The following is a 17,232-nucleotide window of genomic DNA, read 5'->3' on the forward strand; positions in this document are numbered from 1 at the left end:
AAGGTAGCTCAGTGTTTGAAAATTTAAAAATAAGGAAAGGCTAGTTTACTGGTCTTTTCTTGTAGGAGGAATTTATGGCATTTTTTAAAATTGAATATAACTCAAAAGTTTTAGGGATGGAGTGGCAGGTCAATGTCATTTATCCAGATGCCTTTGAATTAGCAGCTGATGAAGTAGATGACCAGGATATTCCAGTTCTTTACTTGTTACATGGTATGGGTGGCAATGAGAATTCATGGCAGAAGCGTACTGCTATTGAACGTTTGCTTCGTCATACGAATCTTATTGTGGTTATGCCTTCAACTGATTTGGGATGGTACACTGATACAGCTTATGGTTTGCCTTACTTTACTGCATTGGCGGAAGAATTGCCGCAAGTTCTGCACCGCTTTTTCCCAAATATGAGCCAAAAGCGTGAGAAAACTTTTATTGCTGGGGTTTCTATGGGAGGCTATGGGGCTTATAAAATGGCTTTGGCTACTGACAACTTTTCACATGCAGGTGCATTTTCGGGTACCCTTAATCTCAATGCTAGCGATTTGATTGATAAATCACCTGAACAAAAACCTTATTGGCAAGGTATTTTTGGGGATTTGGATAATAGCAAAGCGCTTGAAGAGCACTATCTCACCACTTTGGCTCAAAAATCTGATAAGCGCACCAAGTTCTATGCTTGGTGTGGTTACGAAGATTTTCTTTACCAGGCCAATGAAGTTGGTATCGCAGAGTTGAGGAAATACGGCTTGGATATTGATTATCGCAATGACCATGGTACCCATGATTGGTATTATTGGGAAAAACAGCTTGAAGCCTTTTTAGAGTGGTTGCCAGTTAAGTATGTTAAGGAAGAACGTCTTTCTTAATAATTTGTAATCTGAAATTGTTGCTAGTTTTTCTTTCTAAGAGTCCGCTAGCTAAAGCTTATTTTAAGATAGAAAAAAGAAAATGATATTTGATTGATCCCTTGTCTGCTAGATAGCAGGGAGTTCATCTATCATTTTCTTATCTTTTTTTGGTATAATGTTAACTATGAATATTGCACATTTTTTGTTAATGGCACTTGTTTGTGCTTTTGAAACTTATTTTTTTAATGAAGCCATTTTTTCGGGATCTTACCTCGTAGCAATTCTCTGGGGAATCTTACTTCTAAGAGATTTACAACGCGTCTATCGTGTGACAAAAGTGACTCAGGCTATTCTTTCAGCTACCAAGAAGAAAGACTGACTTCACCGCTGCGAAGCGTCATTTCTTGACCATTTTCAAGTCTTACAATGAGATGTCCTTGGTCTGTTATTTCTTCTGCAATGCCACTTATGGTTACATCATTTTCAATGAAGGTCACTTGTTTATCTAGAACGAGTGACTTTTCTTTATAGACTCGAATTAATTCATGTTCTGGGATGGTGAAAAAGAGGTGCCAAATTTCTGTAATCAATTGATTGCGCGTGATGCTTGGTTCTGAAGTACAAAGGCTAGTTGCTTTGCTCTGCAATTCTTCTGGCAAAGAAGAAACATGGAGATTTAGGCCAACTCCAATGACGATGTCTGTCACGAGACCTGTTTCGATAGAAGCGACAGCCTCAGTTAGAATGCCTGCTATTTTTTTCCCATCCAAATAGATATCGTTAACCCACTTAATGTCGGTTTGAATACCAGTTAAGCGTGAAATTGCTTTGACGATGCTTGAAGCAACCATGAGAGTGTAGGAAGGGACGTCATCAAATGGACAGTTTGGTTTGAGATGGAGTGACATATAAATGCCGCCTTGCTCAGATGCATAAAAAGTTCGTCCGAACCTTCCCTTGGCATTTTTTTGACTGGGAGCTAGATAAAGGTGAGGGGCTGCTGTATCAGTTTCAATTCCTCGCTTTGCATCTTGTTGAGTTGAATCACTTTTTTCATTTAAAGAGACATCTATCCCCAAAGTTCTACTTATTTTTTCTGGCAGAAGGAGATCCCCTGAGATAATTTTGTATCCTCTGTTTTTTACGGATTCAATTTGAATGCCTTTGCTTTCTAATGTTTGGATTGCTTTCCAAATTGCAGTGCGGGATAATTCAAATTCCTGTGCTAGTTTTTCGCCACTTGTAAAGTCGGATTGTTGACTGAGGTAGTCGTATAGTCTTTCATATGTTTTCATAAATATAGTATAATACATTTTTCTTATTTTTGTTGCTTTTGATAGAGAAAAATTATCAGTAATTTATCAATTTTTTATATCATATTTTCGTGAAGCATGGTACAATAGGTGGTATTGTAATGAGTCCCGATAAGACACTTTTCGAACTAAAACAGTTATATGCGTTGTCAACTTGGCTCGGCATACTCCAGTATAGCCTTCGCCCGCATTTCCTAGCCTCTAACTGTTTTTGAATCGAAAAGGACAGCGAGAAGTTGTCCTTGTAAAGTGGTACTTTGTAACTCTCTTTGTTTTATGGTGAGTGAACTCGCTCATAAAACAACGGAAAATCCTATGGGATTTTTCCTAAGAGACTTACTAGGAAAAGCCCAAGATTATTAATCGAATCTTGGTTTTTCCGTCGTAACAGACTGGTAAGTTGAATTGGAAAGAAAACCTAGTTTTTTTCGACAAGTGCTTTTCACTCAAAGTGATAGGCAATTTTTCAAAAATTTTAAGGGGGGACATTTTTATGTCAGAACGTAAACTTTTCACGTCTGAGTCTGTATCTGAGGGGCATCCTGATAAGATTGCAGACCAGATTTCCGATGCTATTTTGGATGCTATTTTAGCTCAGGATCCTGAGGCTCACGTGGCAGCTGAGACAGCTGTCTATACTGGGTCAGTCCATGTTTTTGGTGAGATTTCAACGACAGCTTATGTTGATATCAACCGTGTGGTGCGTGATACTATTGCTGAAATTGGTTATACCAATGCGGAATATGGCTTCGCTGCTGAGTCAGTTGGGGTACATCCTTCATTGGTTGAACAGTCACCAGACATTGCTCAAGGTGTCAACGAAGCCCTTGAGGTTCGTGGTGATGATGATCAAGATCCGCTAGATTTGATTGGTGCAGGGGACCAAGGTCTCATGTTCGGCTTTGCTATTGACGAAACGCCTGAACTCATGCCTTTGCCAGTCTCACTTTCTCACAAATTAGTTAAAAAATTAGCTGACTTGCGTAAATCTGGAGCTATTTCATACTTACGTCCAGATGCTAAATCACAGGTTACTGTCGAGTATGATGAAAATGACAAGCCAGTTCGTGTGGATACGGTTGTTATTTCAACCCAGCACGATCCAGATGTGACTAACCAACAAATTCATCAAGATGTTATCGAGCAAGTCATCAAAGCTGTTATTCCAGAAAAATATCTTGATGACAAGACTAAATTCTTTATCAACCCAACTGGCCGCTTTGTTATCGGTGGGCCTCAGGGAGATTCAGGTTTGACAGGTCGTAAGATTATCGTTGATACTTACGGTGGTTACTCTCGCCACGGTGGCGGTGCTTTCTCAGGTAAGGATGCCACTAAGGTTGACCGCTCCGCTTCTTATGCGGCTCGCTACATTGCTAAAAACATCGTAGCAGCAGGTCTAGCAAGCAAGGCAGAAGTACAATTAGCTTATGCGATTGGTGTGGCGCAACCTGTTTCTGTCCGTGTCGACACTTTTGGAACAAATACAGTTGCTGAAAGCAAGATTGAAGCAGCAGTTCGTCAGATTTTTGATCTTCGTCCAGCTGGTATCATCCAAATGCTTGACCTCAAACGTCCAATCTACCGTCAAACAGCGGCTTATGGACACATGGGACGTACAGATATCGACCTACCATGGGAAAAATTGGATAAGGTGGATGCCTTGAAAGAAGCCACTAAATAGAAAAATAAAGATCGTCATATCACCTGATATGGCGGTTTCTTTTGTATTGGAATCCCATTATCTTTGTTCAAAATTTCTAGGGCAATGGGGTATAAATTCTGTTATACTTTCAGTGAGAGGTGAAGAAAGGAATTGAACGTTGATTTAAGTTGCTAGAAGAAGGGAGATTGCTTTCCTTGTCTGTTGCTTGGTACAGTCTGCTGGACTATTTCAACGTTCTTGGTATCTTTATAAATGATGCATCAATTTAACCAAACTATGAATTATTTAGAGACTGTTTTGGATTCAGAAATTGATTCTAAGAAAGTTCAGCAGCTATCAGGATATTCCTATGCCATGTTCAGTCGGCTCTTTTCGATTTTGGCTGATATGAGTTTGTCGGAGTATCTGAGAAATCGTAGACTTTCATTAGCTGTTAATGATTTAAAAGAAACATCAGAAAAGATTATTGATATTGCTGTCAGATATGGCTATGATTCAGCTGATGCTTTCAGTGCAGCTTTTAAGAAATTTCATGGTTCCACCCCAACTCAAGTTCGCTCTGGAAGTGCCTATAAGGTCTTCCCACCCGTTAAATTATCACTAAAAATAACAGGAGGAAAAGATATGGATATCAGAATTGAAAAGAAAGATGCTTTTGCAGTAGCAGGCCTCTTACTAGAAGGAGTTGATAATAGTCAATGCCCAGCTCTATGGGATAAGCTTTACAGCACTTATTCCTTTGAAACTTTGGAAGGACTGGGAAATGGGCAATCCTATGGTATTTGTACGGATGTCAAAGAAGAAAATCTCATCAATTATATGGCTGGCTATGATGTAACCGACAAGAAAAGGCTAAAGAATTGGGACTTTCTATCATAGAAGTTGAACCAGCTGAATATGCCATTATTCCTGTTAAGGGACCAATCCCAGGATCCATTCACCAGGCTTGGAAGTATGTTTTAGAAGTCTTCTTTCCAGAAACAGGCTATCGTCATTCTGGAGCCCCAGACTTTGAAGTATATTCAGAAGCCGACATGCACTCAGATGACTACGAAATGGAGCTTTGGGTACCAGTCGTGAGGTAAGTTTCATTAACTATCAAAAATTTATCTAATTAAAAACTATTAAATTATTTAAAAAAGCGAAACAAAAACCATTGTTATCGCTTTTTTTGTGTGTTATAATTTGTTTGAAATATCAAGTTATCTTTTTATGGGGGATTAGATAATGAAAAAGAAAATGTTTTACGTCGCTGCAATATCTGGAATTTTGTTATTTCCAACAACAGTTTCAGCAGAAAATGGTACTGGAATGTACCGTTTATACAATCCGAATAGTGGTGAACATTTTTACACCGCTGCAATTGGAGAAAAAGATTTTTTAGTTAAAGTCGGTTGGAAGTATGAGGGTGGTGCATGGACTGCTCCCCAAAATGGTGTTGATGTTTACCGATTATATAATCCAAATGCTGGTGACCACCATTATACAACTAGCAAGGGTGAAAAGGACATGCTTGTAAAAGTTGGATGGAAGTATGAAGGTGTTGGTTGGAAATCGGGAGGATCATCAAAAGTATACCGTCTTTATAATCCTAATGCGAAAAAGGCTGGGGCTCATCACTATACATTGAGTAAGGGGGAGTACGATTCTTTAATCAAGAAAGGTTGGAAAGGTGAGGGTGTTGGTTGGTATGCAGAAGATACCTTTGATCCTAAAGTTAGAGTAACGAGCAAAACTGAAACAACGAAAGAAATAATTAAATATAAATCTATTACTAAAGATGACGATAGCCTATACAAGGGCGAAACCAAAGTCAAGGTAAAAGGGCAAGATGGTTACATTGAAACAACTTATAAAATAACTTACAAAGATGGTGTCGAAAGTAAACGACAAAAAGTTAAAGAAAATAAAAAAGATGCAGTTGACGAGGTTATCTTGAATGGGACTAAAGATAAGATAACAACGAAGACTGAAACAACAAAAGATGTTTTACAATATCAAACAGAATATCAAGATGATGATACTTTAGAAAAGGGACAAACTAAAGTAAAAACAGTTGGTCAAGATGGCTATGTTGAAACAACCTATAAAATCACCTACACAAATGGCATGGAAACAGGACGTGAAGTGGTTAAAGAAAATCGAAAAGAGCCGGTTAATGAGATGATTTTGCAAGGAACATATTATCAATATACTCAAGAATTAACTCCGTTTGATGATGATTATTACGATTATAACAATAGAATCTTTAAAACAGAATATGTAGAGGATGCTAGTATCCCTTATGGACAAACTAAAGTTTTAAAAGAAGGGAAACAAGCCTACTATATCGTTACAGAAAAAAATGGTGCTGTTGTCTCTAAAGAGTTAACGCCAGCTCAAAATGAAGTGATTGGGATGGCTACTGGCGATGTCGCTATGCCATCTACCTATGGTACTCTCTTCACTTATCTAAATACCTACAATGAAGATCAATTGTTCGAAAACGCTAACGGCAATTATATTGGTCTTTCAAGATTTTCAAAAGATGAATTAGCTAAGATTAAGAATACCATTGATATGGACTTGGTTACCAAATATTTCCTTGAGTATTTAAATGCGGATAGAGTGGCTCAGGGATTAGAACCAGTTACCTCAACATCATATGGACGAGAAATTGCATCAATACGAGCTCAGGAACAAGCTGATTATGGTTATATGTTTACTGAAGGGAAAAGTGAAGTTCGTCCTGATGGCAGCTCTTGGAAAACGGTTGATAGTCGAGGGACAGCTCTTTTTGAAGAAGCTTCATTTGCAAGTAGCGAGTTCCATGAAATAGTATCTGAAAAATATTTAGCTATGGATTTTTATTATAATAAGTGGAAATTTTACTCTTCTTTCTCTTTTAGAAAGAACTACTCAAGAGTAAGCTTAGGCTTGGGATTATCTAAAGGAAAACTAAGAAATGGTAGTAGTATTCAATTTGGTCGTGATGAAGAAGGTGTTACATCGGTTGTAGTATTTATTGCTGAATGATGATAGATGATTAATTTAAAGTTTTTTACATATTGTTTAGATTTATGTAATTATTACTGGTTGTGATTATGAGAGGGGGATATGAACTTCTGTATCAAACGTGCTGGCTAACTAGTAGTTGGTATTTAAGGAAGGCCAATTTGGTCTTCTTTTCCATTATCTTGTAGCAAAGCAATTATTGCAGTTTTTAAATTTCCTTGATAACAAAGCAACCTGTATAGAATCCAAACTCCATTTTAAAATCCATAGTTTTGTTGATTTGTAAAATATTCTAATATATGTTAGAATTAAAAGGTTGAATTCTAGTTATCAGAAAGATTTGAATGTAATGCGTAAAATTATTATTAACGGTGGCAAGCCACTTTCAGGTGAAGTTGCTGTTTCAGGCGCTAAAAATAGTGTCGTTGCTTTAATCCCAGCTATTATTTTGGCAGATGATATTGTTACTCTTGACGGTGTTCCTGCTATTTCAGATGTAGATAGTTTGATTGATATTATGGTCTCTATGGGGGCTAAGGTTAATCGTGATGGTGAAACTCTTGAAATTGATCCGCGTGGTGTTAAAGATGTACCAATGCCATACGGTAAAATCAATAGTCTCAGAGCTTCTTACTATTTCTATGGAAGTTTACTAGGTCGATTTGGTCAAGCAGTAGTAGGTCTACCAGGTGGATGTGATTTAGGCCCTCGCCCAATTGACCTTCACTTGAAGGCTTTTGAAGCTATGGGTGCAAGTATTTCATATGAGGGTGAGTCAATGCGACTTGCAACAGATGGTGAGCCTATTCATGGTGCACATATCTATATGGATACTGTAAGTGTCGGTGCAACTATTAACACAATGATTGCCGCAGCCAAAGCAAAAGGACGCACAGTTATTGAAAATGCTGCGCGTGAGCCTGAAATTATTGATGTTGCAACTCTTCTAAATAATATGGGTGCCCATATTCGTGGGGCTGGTACTGACGTTATTGTCATTGAAGGTGTTGAAACATTACATGGAACACGCCATCAAGTGATCCCAGACCGTATCGAAGCTGGAACGTATATTGCAATGGCAGCTGCTGTTGGACAAGGTATTCGTGTAACCAATGTCCTTTATGAACACTTGGAATCTTACATTGCAAAATTAGAAGAGATGGGTGTACGTATGACAGTTGAAGAGGATTCTATCTTCGTAGAAGCTCAAGAAAACTTGAAAGCTGTATCAGTAAAAACCTCACCTTACCCAGGCTTTGCAACTGACTTACAACAACCAATCACACCATTACTTTTAACAGCTCAAGGCCGAGGTGCAATTGTAGATACAATCTATGAAAAACGTGTTAACCATGTACCTGAAATGGCTCGTATGGGTGCAGATATTTCTGTTGTGGGTAGCCAAATTGTTTATAATGGGCCAAATCAATTATCTGGTGCACAGGTAAAAGCTACTGACCTACGTGCGGGAGCAGCGCTAGTTATTGCTGGTTTGATGGCTCAAGGAAAAACAGAAATTACAAATATTGAATTTATCCTTCGTGGTTATTCAAACATTATCGAAAAATTGACTGCACTTGGTGCAGATATTCAACTAGTTGAAGAGTAATCCTTTATTTGAAGAAAACCAACTCCCTTATCTTTCTGGTGAGGGAGTTTTTGTGCTCCCTAGTATAGTAATGAAGTGTTCTATTCTCTTCGAGTATTAGTGAGTATCTCTTGAATTTTAGCAAGCACAAAGCAATTTATATATCAGATTTTGGTCAAAAATGTTACAAATGGATAATTTTTTAGAAAATTCATCATTTCTTGTTCTATAATATTTTTTATATGTTATAATACAAAAAGAGTTGCAACCGATTGCAATAAAATATAAGGATTTAGGGAGATAAAAATTATAAGATAAATATAGAATTTTGATAAATGCTAGTATATAACCAGTTGTATTTGGTTTTTTATTTTACATCACAATGAAAGCGGTTGCGCTCTAAAAAGTTATTATCAAGGAGATTCTTCATGCTCAAGAAAAGCAAGAAAAAATCGTTTAAGAAGTTACTGTTCAAATCAACCTTAATTCTAACCTTGTTTGGAACGGTTGTTCTTGTAAAAGACACTAATGTCTATAGCGAAACAAGCTCAGCAAGTTCTCATTCAGAAGTCTCAATGAAAGACGGGACAATTCTTCATGCTTGGTGTTGGTCTTTTAATACTATAAAAGATAATATGGCGGCAATCAAAGACGCGGGGTACACTAGTGTTCAAACCTCGCCAATAAATGCAGTAGTAGCAGGAAAAGGGGGAGATAAGAGTTTATCAAATTGGTACTATCAATACCAACCGACTCTCTACACCATAGGTAACTACCAACTCGGGACTGAAGCTGAGTTTATTGAAATGAACAGAGTTGCTGAAGAATATGGTATTAAAATAATTGTTGATGCTGTTTTGAACCATACCACTTCAGATTATAACCAAGTTGATGCTTATATTAAATCTATTCCAAACTGGACTCGTGGCAATACACAAATCAGAAATTGGAATGATAGATATGATGTCACTCAGAATTCTCTGTTAGGCCTTTACGAGTGGAATACACAAAGTTATGAAGTGCAGCAGTATTTGCTTAAATTTTTGAAAAATGCTGTCGCTGACGGTGCTGACGGTTTCCGATATGATGCTGCAAAGCATATTGAATTACCTGGTGAATACGGAAGTAATTTTTGGAATGTTATTTTGAATAATGGTTCTGAGTTCCAGTATGGAGAAGTCCTACAAGACTCAATTTCAAAGGATGCAAGTTATGCAAATTTGATGAGTATTACGGCCTCAAATTATGGACGACAAATTCGAGATGCACTGCATGATCGTAGAATTAATTCAGGAAATCTAGGAAATTATCAAGCAGCTGTAGATCCATCTAATCTTGTGCTTTGGGTTGAGTCACATGATACCTATGCTAACGATGATCAAGAATCAACTTGGATGAGTGATGAAGACCTCAAATTAGGCTGGGCAATGATTACAGCACGTGCAAAAGGAACTCCACTTTTCTTCTCTCGTCCAGTAGGTGGTGGTAATGGAACACGTTTCACAGGACAGAGCAGAATTGGTGATGCAGGTAGTAACTTGTACAAAGACAAGTCAGTTGTTGCAGTTAATAAATTTAATAATACTATGATTGGTGAGTCTGAATATATCCGTAATCCTAACGGTGACGAACAGGTTGTCATGATCGAACGTGGTAACAAAGGCACTGTTATTGTTAATCTCGTCAGCAATGAAAAAAATATCAATTCAGAAACTAAGCTAGCAAATGGAACCTATATTGATAAAGTATCTGGAAAAACATTTACTGTAGCCAATAATAGAATCACAGGTAATGTGCCAGCCCGTTCAGTTGTAGTACTATACAATGTTGAAGATAATAAAGCTTCCGCATCAATAAGTGGCTATAATGAAGGTAATAATACCATTACATCAGCAACGGAACTTACCCTGAAAACCTCTGATGCTAAGAAGGCGACTTATCAGATTAATAAAGGTAACGAAGTTACATTTAAAGATGGAGATAAGGTAAGAATTGGTGATGATTTGGAAGTTGGTCAAAGTGTCACAATTACTTTAACAATTACTGATACTGCTGACAAAGTAAGTTCAAAAACATATACCTTTACTAAGGAAGATCCAAATGCCAAGACAAGTCTATATTTTGACAATCCTGATAATTGGACAGATGTTTACGCTTATATGTATACTTCTAAAGACTCAAAACTCCTAGGTGCATGGCCAGGTACTAAGATGACTAAAGATTCATCTGGACGTTATACTATTTCTGTTCCAAAATCCTATGTGACTGATGGCGCTAAAGTGCTTTTCACTAATAATCAAGGTGCTCAATATCCGCAAAATGTTGGTTTTGAATTGAAAGCGAACGGTATCTATTCTAAAAATGGATTAACGGGCACAGCCTCAACAGTGGAATATAAGGAAGTAACAGAGCAAGCTTCAATTCCGTTTGATACAAAAACTGTTGAAAACGCAGAATTGGCAAAAGGAACTTCACGTACGGTAACAGAAGGTAAAGATGGCGTAAAAGAGATTACTTTCAAAGTTACTTATACTGATGGTGTTGAAACAGCACGACAAACAATTTCAGAAACTGTGATGACAGAACCTATTACAAAAGTTGTTGAAGTTGGTAGTAAAGTTGATCAATCAGAAGTGTCTGAATTTGCAAACCGTGTCTATTTCAAAAACACTCAGAACTGGAATAAAGTTTTTGCTTATGTTTATGATAGTAAAGGTAATCCAGTAGCTGGAACTTGGCCAGGGAAAGAAATGCAAAAAGATGATTACGGTTATTATCTTGAACTATCAGAAGACCTAGTAGGTGGTAGAATTATTTTTAACAATCCGGATACTAAGGTTCAGTATCCTGCACAGAATAAAGCAGGTTATGAAATTGAACTTGGGCATATCTATGATATCAACGGCAATCACGAGTCTGTAGGCAATGACAATCTCTCAGAAGGGATGACACGCATCACTTTTGAGAATCCAGGTGGCTGGGATGCAGCTAATGTCTATGCTTACTATGGAAATCCAGTTCAAATGCCACTCGGAGCATGGCCAGGAAAAGAAATGCAGAAAAGTAGTCAAGGTAATTTCTATATTGATTTACCAGAAGACTATGCAACATCTAGTGTAAAACTAATTTTCAACAAGCCAAATAGCAGCATTCAATTTCCTACATCAGTAGGCTTTGACTTTGTCTTAAAAGGCAGTTATAACAAATCTGGCTTAAAATAATAGTATTTGAAAACCAAAATGGTATAGTTCGAGTGAATTAGCTTTCAAACAAGAACTGAGGTGCAGGTAGCGCCAGGAGTGGTTTAGTCTCTTGGAGATTGGTCTTGAAGGAACTTCTTTGTCTCAACTGGAATAGGCAAGTCAAAACTGACGATGTATCATTTTGGTTTTATTTGAGTATAATGACTTTTTTTCAAACTAGATGAAAGGTAAACAAAAACGAATGACTCAAGGGAAGTTTAAAAATCTTCTAGTGACGTCATTCGTTTTTTATATCTTTTATTTTAAAATAATAGCAAAGAGTGTATGGTAGTTTGGCAAAGTCAGTGATTGCCACAAAAACTATTAATCTTTTAAAGTAAAATGTAAGAATTCAATAAAATGGTCAGCCCAATGTTTTTCATGGTGAATCTCGTTAGCCATAATCAATAACTGAATATTTTCCATTGGATGGCCAGTTTTAAGAAGAGACTGATAGTAGTGTAGGGTACAATCAATATAAGCCTGGTTCATATTTGGTGCAAAGGTTTCATCAACTTCATCACCCTCTTTAGTTCCAACTTGGATAAAGACTTTACTGTCTTTATTTAAAGGATGAGAGTCACAGAAGCGCAAGAAATCACGTTCGCTAAACCATGAAGCAAGTGAGAAAACACCTAGATTTCCAAAAACTTCAGGGTAGGCAGCCCCCATATAGGCAGTGATGATACCGCCCATTGAAGAGCCCGCTAAGAGTGTATTTTCTCGGCCAGGTTTTGTACGATAAGTTTTATCTATGAAAGGTTTCACGGTATTGACTACCCACTCACCGTAGGCCATGCCATCGCCACCAACACTGGCAGTCTCACGAGTTGTACCAACATCAGTCATCCAAGGGGCATATTCATTTAGTCGATTGCCCTCTGCGTTATCAATACCAACGATAATAACCTTTGGCAGCTCTTTATGATTCTTAATCGTTGGAATTATTTTCCATGAGTAACCTGAGAATGATTCCTTACTATAGAAAATATTTTGGCCGTCATGCATGTATAAAACAGGGTAGCTAGCCCATTCTTCCTTATTATAATCTTTGGGCAAAAGAACACGAATTCGACGCTTTTCTTTGTAATAATCGACATCCAAGTAGTGCTCTTTCATTTCAAGATAGTAATTATTAAGTTTAGTTTTTTTCATAGTTACTCCTAAAGGGAAAGTTACAGTCATTATATCATAATTTAAGTTTATTTTGAATATTCTGTCCAATCTCTTTTGGAAATAGCAGAGCATTTAATCGAATGAGTCGAAAAGATTACATTTATCGATTTGAAGATTATTTTTAAGCTTTGCTTTTAAGGTGATTTTGTCTGAGATTGTCATACCATTCTAAAGAAATGCACTAGGTAATGTGGTATAATTGAGATGTTATGACGGAAAATAAAATGCGTAAATATGCTGTTGTTGATTTAGAGGCTACTGGTGCCCATTCGACAGCAGAGATTATTCAAGTTGGGATTGTGATTATTCAAGGTGATGAGATTGTTGATACTTATCAAACTGATATTAATCCCCATCAGCCTTTGAGTGAACACATTATTAAATTAACTGGAATTACAGATGAGCAGTTGGCAAAGGCACCAGATTTTTCTCAAGTTGCCAGAGACATTTTTGAATTAATCGAAGACTGTGTTTTCGTGGCTCACAATGTCAAATTTGACGCCAATCTTTTAGCAGAACAATTATTTTTTGAAGGTTATGAACTTCGGACGCCCAGAGTTGATACGGTTGAGTTGGCGCAGGTTTTCTATCCGACTTTTGAAAAATACACTTTACCAGATTTATCAGAATTATTGGAGTTGGAACTTTCAGATGCTCATACTGCGATTTCAGATGCTTTAGCAACAGCTCAGCTATTTTTTAAACTAAAAGAAAAAATTGCTAGCTTACCAAAGGAAACTTTGGAGCAGATTCTAGACTTATCAGATAATTTTTTATTTGAAACTCGGATGGTTGTTGATGAAGTTTTTGAAAAGTCGAGACTTTTTGCCCATGAAAAACATCAACTGGTAGGTGGACTAGTCTTGCAAAAAGCCAGCTCAGTCCAGTCTGAACGTCATCTTTCAGAGGACTTCGATGTCAATATGGCCCTGCTCGGTTTGGAATCAAGAGAACAGCAATCAGAATTTGCAAATCTTGTGGAGCAAGAACTTGATCAAAGGGAAGTTAGTTTTTTGGAAGCTCAAGCTGGCCTTGGTAAAACCTACGGCTATTTGTTGCCTCTTTTAAAGCAAGCAGAAAACACTCAAATAATCGTGTCTGTTCCAACTAAAGTTTTACAAGACCAAATGATGGCTAATGAAGTTAAACAGCTGTCTCAAGTGTTTCAAATCAGTAGCCATAGTCTGAAAGGTCCTCGTAACTATATTAAATTAGATAATTTCTATAATAGTTTAAGGAATCAAGGGGACAATCGCTTGGTTAATCGCTATAAAATGCAGATTTTAGTTTGGCTGACTGAAACTGTAACTGGTGATTTAGATGAAATCAAGCAAAAGCAACGCTATCAAGCCTACTTTGATTTGATTAAGCATGATGGACATTTGAGTGCAGAATCTCAGTTTTATGATGTTGATTTCTGGCAATTGTCTTACTTAAGAGCGGAGTCGAGTAGACTTTTGGTAACAAATCACTCTTATTTTTTTGAGCGTGTTCAAGATGATAAAGCCTTTGCGGCTGGTAAAATCCTAGTTTTTGACGAGGCTCAAAAATTGATTTTTAATTTAGAGCAGTTTTCACGAAGACAGGTTAATCTGACGCAATTACTACAAAAGACACAGAAGTGCTTGGTTGACCAACGGCCACTTTTAGAGCAAAGACTCCTAGAAGGTCTCAGTTTCGAGCTATCGCAGGCTGTATTAAATTTGCATCAGAATAGACAAGTGAGACTTTCATCAGATCAGATTGAGAGAATAAGTCATCTGGTGACGGAGCTTTCACTTCCAGAAGTTGAGGAATTGCGAGATTGCTTTAATCCACAATTTGATGATTTTTGGTTAGAATCTCAAGAAGAAAATGAAAAGCGTACTGTTTACCTAAATGCGGCTAGTGATGCTATCCTAGATTTTAATGCTTTCTTACCAGAAACTCGAAAGACCTATTTGATTTCAGCGACACTACAAATTAGTCCTAAAGTTAGTTTGGCACAGTTGCTGGGCTTTGATGACTATCGTTATGTAGCAATTCCGAAAGAAAAGAGACCTAATCAAAAGATTTGGATTGATGAAACAATGCCTGGAGTTGATGAGGTGTCAGAGGAAGATTATTGTTTAGCGATTGCAGAACGTCTTTTAAAACTTGAAAGTCTGGATAAGCCGATCTTAGTACTTTTTAATGCCAAAAAAATGATGCTGAAAGTTTCAGAGATTCTGGATAAGTGGGAAGTTCGACACTTGACACAGGATAAAAATGGCTCTGCTTATAACGTTAAACGACGTTTTGATCGTGGCGAGAGCTTTATTTTGCTGGCTACAGGCGCTTTCTGGGAGGGTGTTGATTTTGTGAATCCAGATAGAATGGTTGAAGTTATTGCACGTATTCCTTTTGACAATCCTGAGGACTTTTTTGTCAAAAAAATAAGTAATCATCTTCTAGCTGAATGTAAAAGTCCATTCTATGATTATTCATTACCAATAGCTATCCTTAAACTTAAACAGGCTATTGGTCGAACTATGCGTCGTGATAGTCAAAAGTCAGCTGTTCTTATTTTGGACAATCGGATTTTAACTAAATCTTACGGTGGAATCATTCAAAAAGCATTGTCCGAAGAATTTTATGTGTCTCAGGAAAAAAATGAGGACAGGCTGGTAGAATTGGCAAAATTTCTGGTATAATGAAATAGATATTGTATTAAGGAGGAAGCAATGAAGAAATTAACACCAGTAAAGCAGTATTTACTTGGCTTTACCCTAGTTTTCATTGCGCTTCTAATAGCAATAGTCGCTGTCTTTTATTCTGCTTTAAGTCCACGTTGGCAAGCAGAAAAAGAAGCCCAAGCTCTTGCAAAAGAATTTGCGGAATTAAAGACGATCACTTCGGTTGATGTGTACAATGGTAAACAGGCTTACTATAGTGTTTTTGGAAGTAATTCTAAAGACGAAAAAGAAGTCGTTGTCATTAGCAAAGAGGACCAAGAGATATTTGTTTTTGAGGAATCAGAAGGCATTAGTCGAAAACAGGCAGAGAAAGTAGCGAAGAGTTCAGGTGCAAAAGGGATTTCGAAAGTAGTTTTTGGTCTTTCGAATCAAGAACCTATCTGGGAAGTGACAGCTGATAATGGTTTTTATCTCATTAGCTTTGAAACAGGCGAGCTCATTAAAAAGGAGGGCTTATGACAAAATTATCAAATCGTGTGTTGGAAATGGAAGAAAGTGTTACTCTAGCTGCTAGTGCGCGTGCTGCAGCACTAAAAGCGGAGGGAAGGGATATTTTATCCCTAACTTTAGGGGAACCAGATTTTGTTACTCCAAAAAATATTCAGGATGCTGCTATTGAGTCTATTCAAAATGGTAAAGCTAGCTTTTACACAGCAGCTTCAGGTCTACCGGAATTAAAAGATGCGATAAATGTCTATATGACCAAGTTTTATGGTTATTCAGTTGCCCGTAATCAGATTGTTGTTGGTTCAGGTGCTAAGTTTATCCTCTATGCCTTTTTTGCAACAGTCATTAATCCTGGAGATGAAGTTATTATTCCAACACCATGTTGGGTTTCTTATGTGGACCAAGTCAAGATGGTAGATGGAGTGCCTGTAACCGTTCAGACTGTTGAAAGCAATGATTTTAAAGTGACAGTTGAGCAACTTGAGGCTGCTCGCACAGATAAAACTAAAGCAATTCTTCTAAATTCACCTTCAAATCCGACAGGCATGATTTATAGTCGTGACGAATTACAAGCAATTGGTGAATGGGCAGTTGAACATGATATCCTAATTTTGGCTGATGATATTTATGGTCGCCTGGTCTATAATGGTAATGAATTTACTGCCATTTCAAGTTTATCAGAAGCTATTCGTAAACAAACAGTTGTGGTTAATGGCGTGTCTAAGACTTTTTCAATGACTGGTTGGCGTATGGGATTTGCTGTTGGTGAACCTGAAATCATTTCTGGAATGGCTAAAATCATTAGTCAAACAACTTCAAATCTTGCTGCTGTTACCCAATATGCTTCAATCGAAGCATTAACTGGTGATCAATCTTCTATTGAAGAAATGAGACGAGCTTTTGAAGAAAGACTAAATACAATTTATCCATTACTTTGCGAAGTGCCTGGATTTGAAGTAGTTAAACCTCAAGGTGCATTCTATTTATTCCCAAATGTCAAAAAGGCTATGGAAATGAAAGGTTTTAATGACGTTAATGACTTTACAAATGCTTTGCTAGAAGAAGCAGAGGTTGCACTTGTGACTGGTGCTGGATTTGGTGCACCTGAAAATGTTCGCTTGAGTTACGCAACTGACCTTGACACACTTAAAGAAGCTGTCCGCCGCCTCAAAGCCTTTATGGAAGCATAATCTTTCTGAAATAGCTTTGCTATCTATTTTAGAAATGATAAAATAATACATAGATAA

At 37.3% G+C, this 17,232-nt stretch carries 11 protein-coding genes and 1 pseudogene; 10 read left to right on the plus strand and 2 right to left on the minus strand.

From position 1 onward, the window contains the following. Positions 1 to 74 precede the first annotated feature (74 nt). Positions 75 to 863, plus strand: a complete 789-nt coding sequence (locus F601_RS0104400) for an alpha/beta hydrolase (protein WP_018164462.1) — start codon at positions 75 to 77, stop codon at positions 861 to 863. Between the two features lie 166 nt (positions 864 to 1,029). Then, complete coding sequence (locus F601_RS0104405) at positions 1,030 to 1,224, plus strand: DUF3272 family protein (RefSeq protein WP_026183107.1); 195 nt, start codon at positions 1,030 to 1,032, stop codon at positions 1,222 to 1,224. On the opposite strand, the gene birA is transcribed toward F601_RS0104405, so the two are convergent. Then, positions 1,205 to 2,140, minus strand: a complete 936-nt coding sequence (gene birA / locus F601_RS0104410; protein WP_018164464.1) for a bifunctional biotin--[acetyl-CoA-carboxylase] ligase/biotin operon repressor BirA — start codon at positions 2,138 to 2,140, stop codon at positions 1,205 to 1,207. The two genes, F601_RS0104405 and birA, sit on opposite strands and share 20 nt — an antisense overlap. 511 nt (positions 2,141 to 2,651) lie before the next feature. Here birA and metK point away from each other — a divergent pair. From metK to F601_RS12320, 5 genes and pseudogenes are all read left to right on the plus strand, one after another. Further along, the gene (metK, locus tag F601_RS0104415) at positions 2,652 to 3,842 is read left to right on the plus strand and encodes a methionine adenosyltransferase (RefSeq protein ID WP_018164465.1); all 1,191 of its coding nucleotides are present in this window, start codon (positions 2,652 to 2,654) and stop codon (positions 3,840 to 3,842) included. 234 nt (positions 3,843 to 4,076) lie between these two features. Then, positions 4,077 to 4,909: pseudogene (locus tag F601_RS12310) on the plus strand (AraC family transcriptional regulator). A gap of 142 nt (positions 4,910 to 5,051) precedes the next feature. Beyond that, the gene (locus F601_RS12860) at positions 5,052 to 6,839 is read left to right on the plus strand and encodes a G5 domain-containing protein (protein WP_018164466.1); all 1,788 of its coding nucleotides are present in this window, start codon (positions 5,052 to 5,054) and stop codon (positions 6,837 to 6,839) included. Between the two features lie 328 nt (positions 6,840 to 7,167). Then, positions 7,168 to 8,427 (plus strand): UDP-N-acetylglucosamine 1-carboxyvinyltransferase, encoded by a 1,260-nt coding sequence (murA, locus tag F601_RS0104430; RefSeq protein WP_018164467.1) that lies wholly within the window; start codon positions 7,168 to 7,170, stop codon positions 8,425 to 8,427. Positions 8,428 to 8,834: 407 nt separating this feature from the next. Next, on the plus strand, positions 8,835 to 11,627 hold the full coding sequence (locus F601_RS12320) for a starch-binding protein (RefSeq protein ID WP_018164468.1): 2,793 nt from the start codon (positions 8,835 to 8,837) through the stop codon (positions 11,625 to 11,627). Positions 11,628 to 11,972: 345 nt separating this feature from the next. Here F601_RS12320 and F601_RS0104440 read toward each other — a convergent pair whose 3' ends face one another. Continuing rightward, complete coding sequence (locus F601_RS0104440; RefSeq protein ID WP_018164469.1) at positions 11,973 to 12,803, minus strand: alpha/beta hydrolase; 831 nt, start codon at positions 12,801 to 12,803, stop codon at positions 11,973 to 11,975. A 230-nt stretch (positions 12,804 to 13,033) separates the two neighbouring features. Between F601_RS0104440 and F601_RS0104445 the strand changes: the two genes are divergently transcribed. The 3 genes from F601_RS0104445 to F601_RS0104455 are packed head-to-tail and all read left to right on the plus strand — an operon-like array spanning position 13,034 to position 17,175. Beyond that, on the plus strand, positions 13,034 to 15,496 hold the full coding sequence (locus tag F601_RS0104445) for a bifunctional DnaQ family exonuclease/ATP-dependent helicase (RefSeq protein WP_018164470.1): 2,463 nt from the start codon (positions 13,034 to 13,036) through the stop codon (positions 15,494 to 15,496). 30 nt (positions 15,497 to 15,526) lie between these two features. After that, positions 15,527 to 15,997 (plus strand): cell wall elongation regulator TseB-like domain-containing protein, encoded by a 471-nt coding sequence (locus F601_RS0104450; protein ID WP_018164471.1) that lies wholly within the window; start codon positions 15,527 to 15,529, stop codon positions 15,995 to 15,997. Beyond that, positions 15,994 to 17,175, plus strand: a complete 1,182-nt coding sequence (locus F601_RS0104455; RefSeq protein WP_018164472.1) for a pyridoxal phosphate-dependent aminotransferase — start codon at positions 15,994 to 15,996, stop codon at positions 17,173 to 17,175. Before F601_RS0104450 ends, F601_RS0104455 begins: the two co-directional genes overlap by 4 nt. The last annotated feature ends 57 nt before the right edge of the window (positions 17,176 to 17,232 follow it).

Origin of the sequence: Streptococcus henryi DSM 19005 (assembly GCF_000376985.1) — a bacterium.
Taxonomy (GTDB): Bacteria; Bacillota; Bacilli; order Lactobacillales; family Streptococcaceae; genus Streptococcus; species Streptococcus henryi.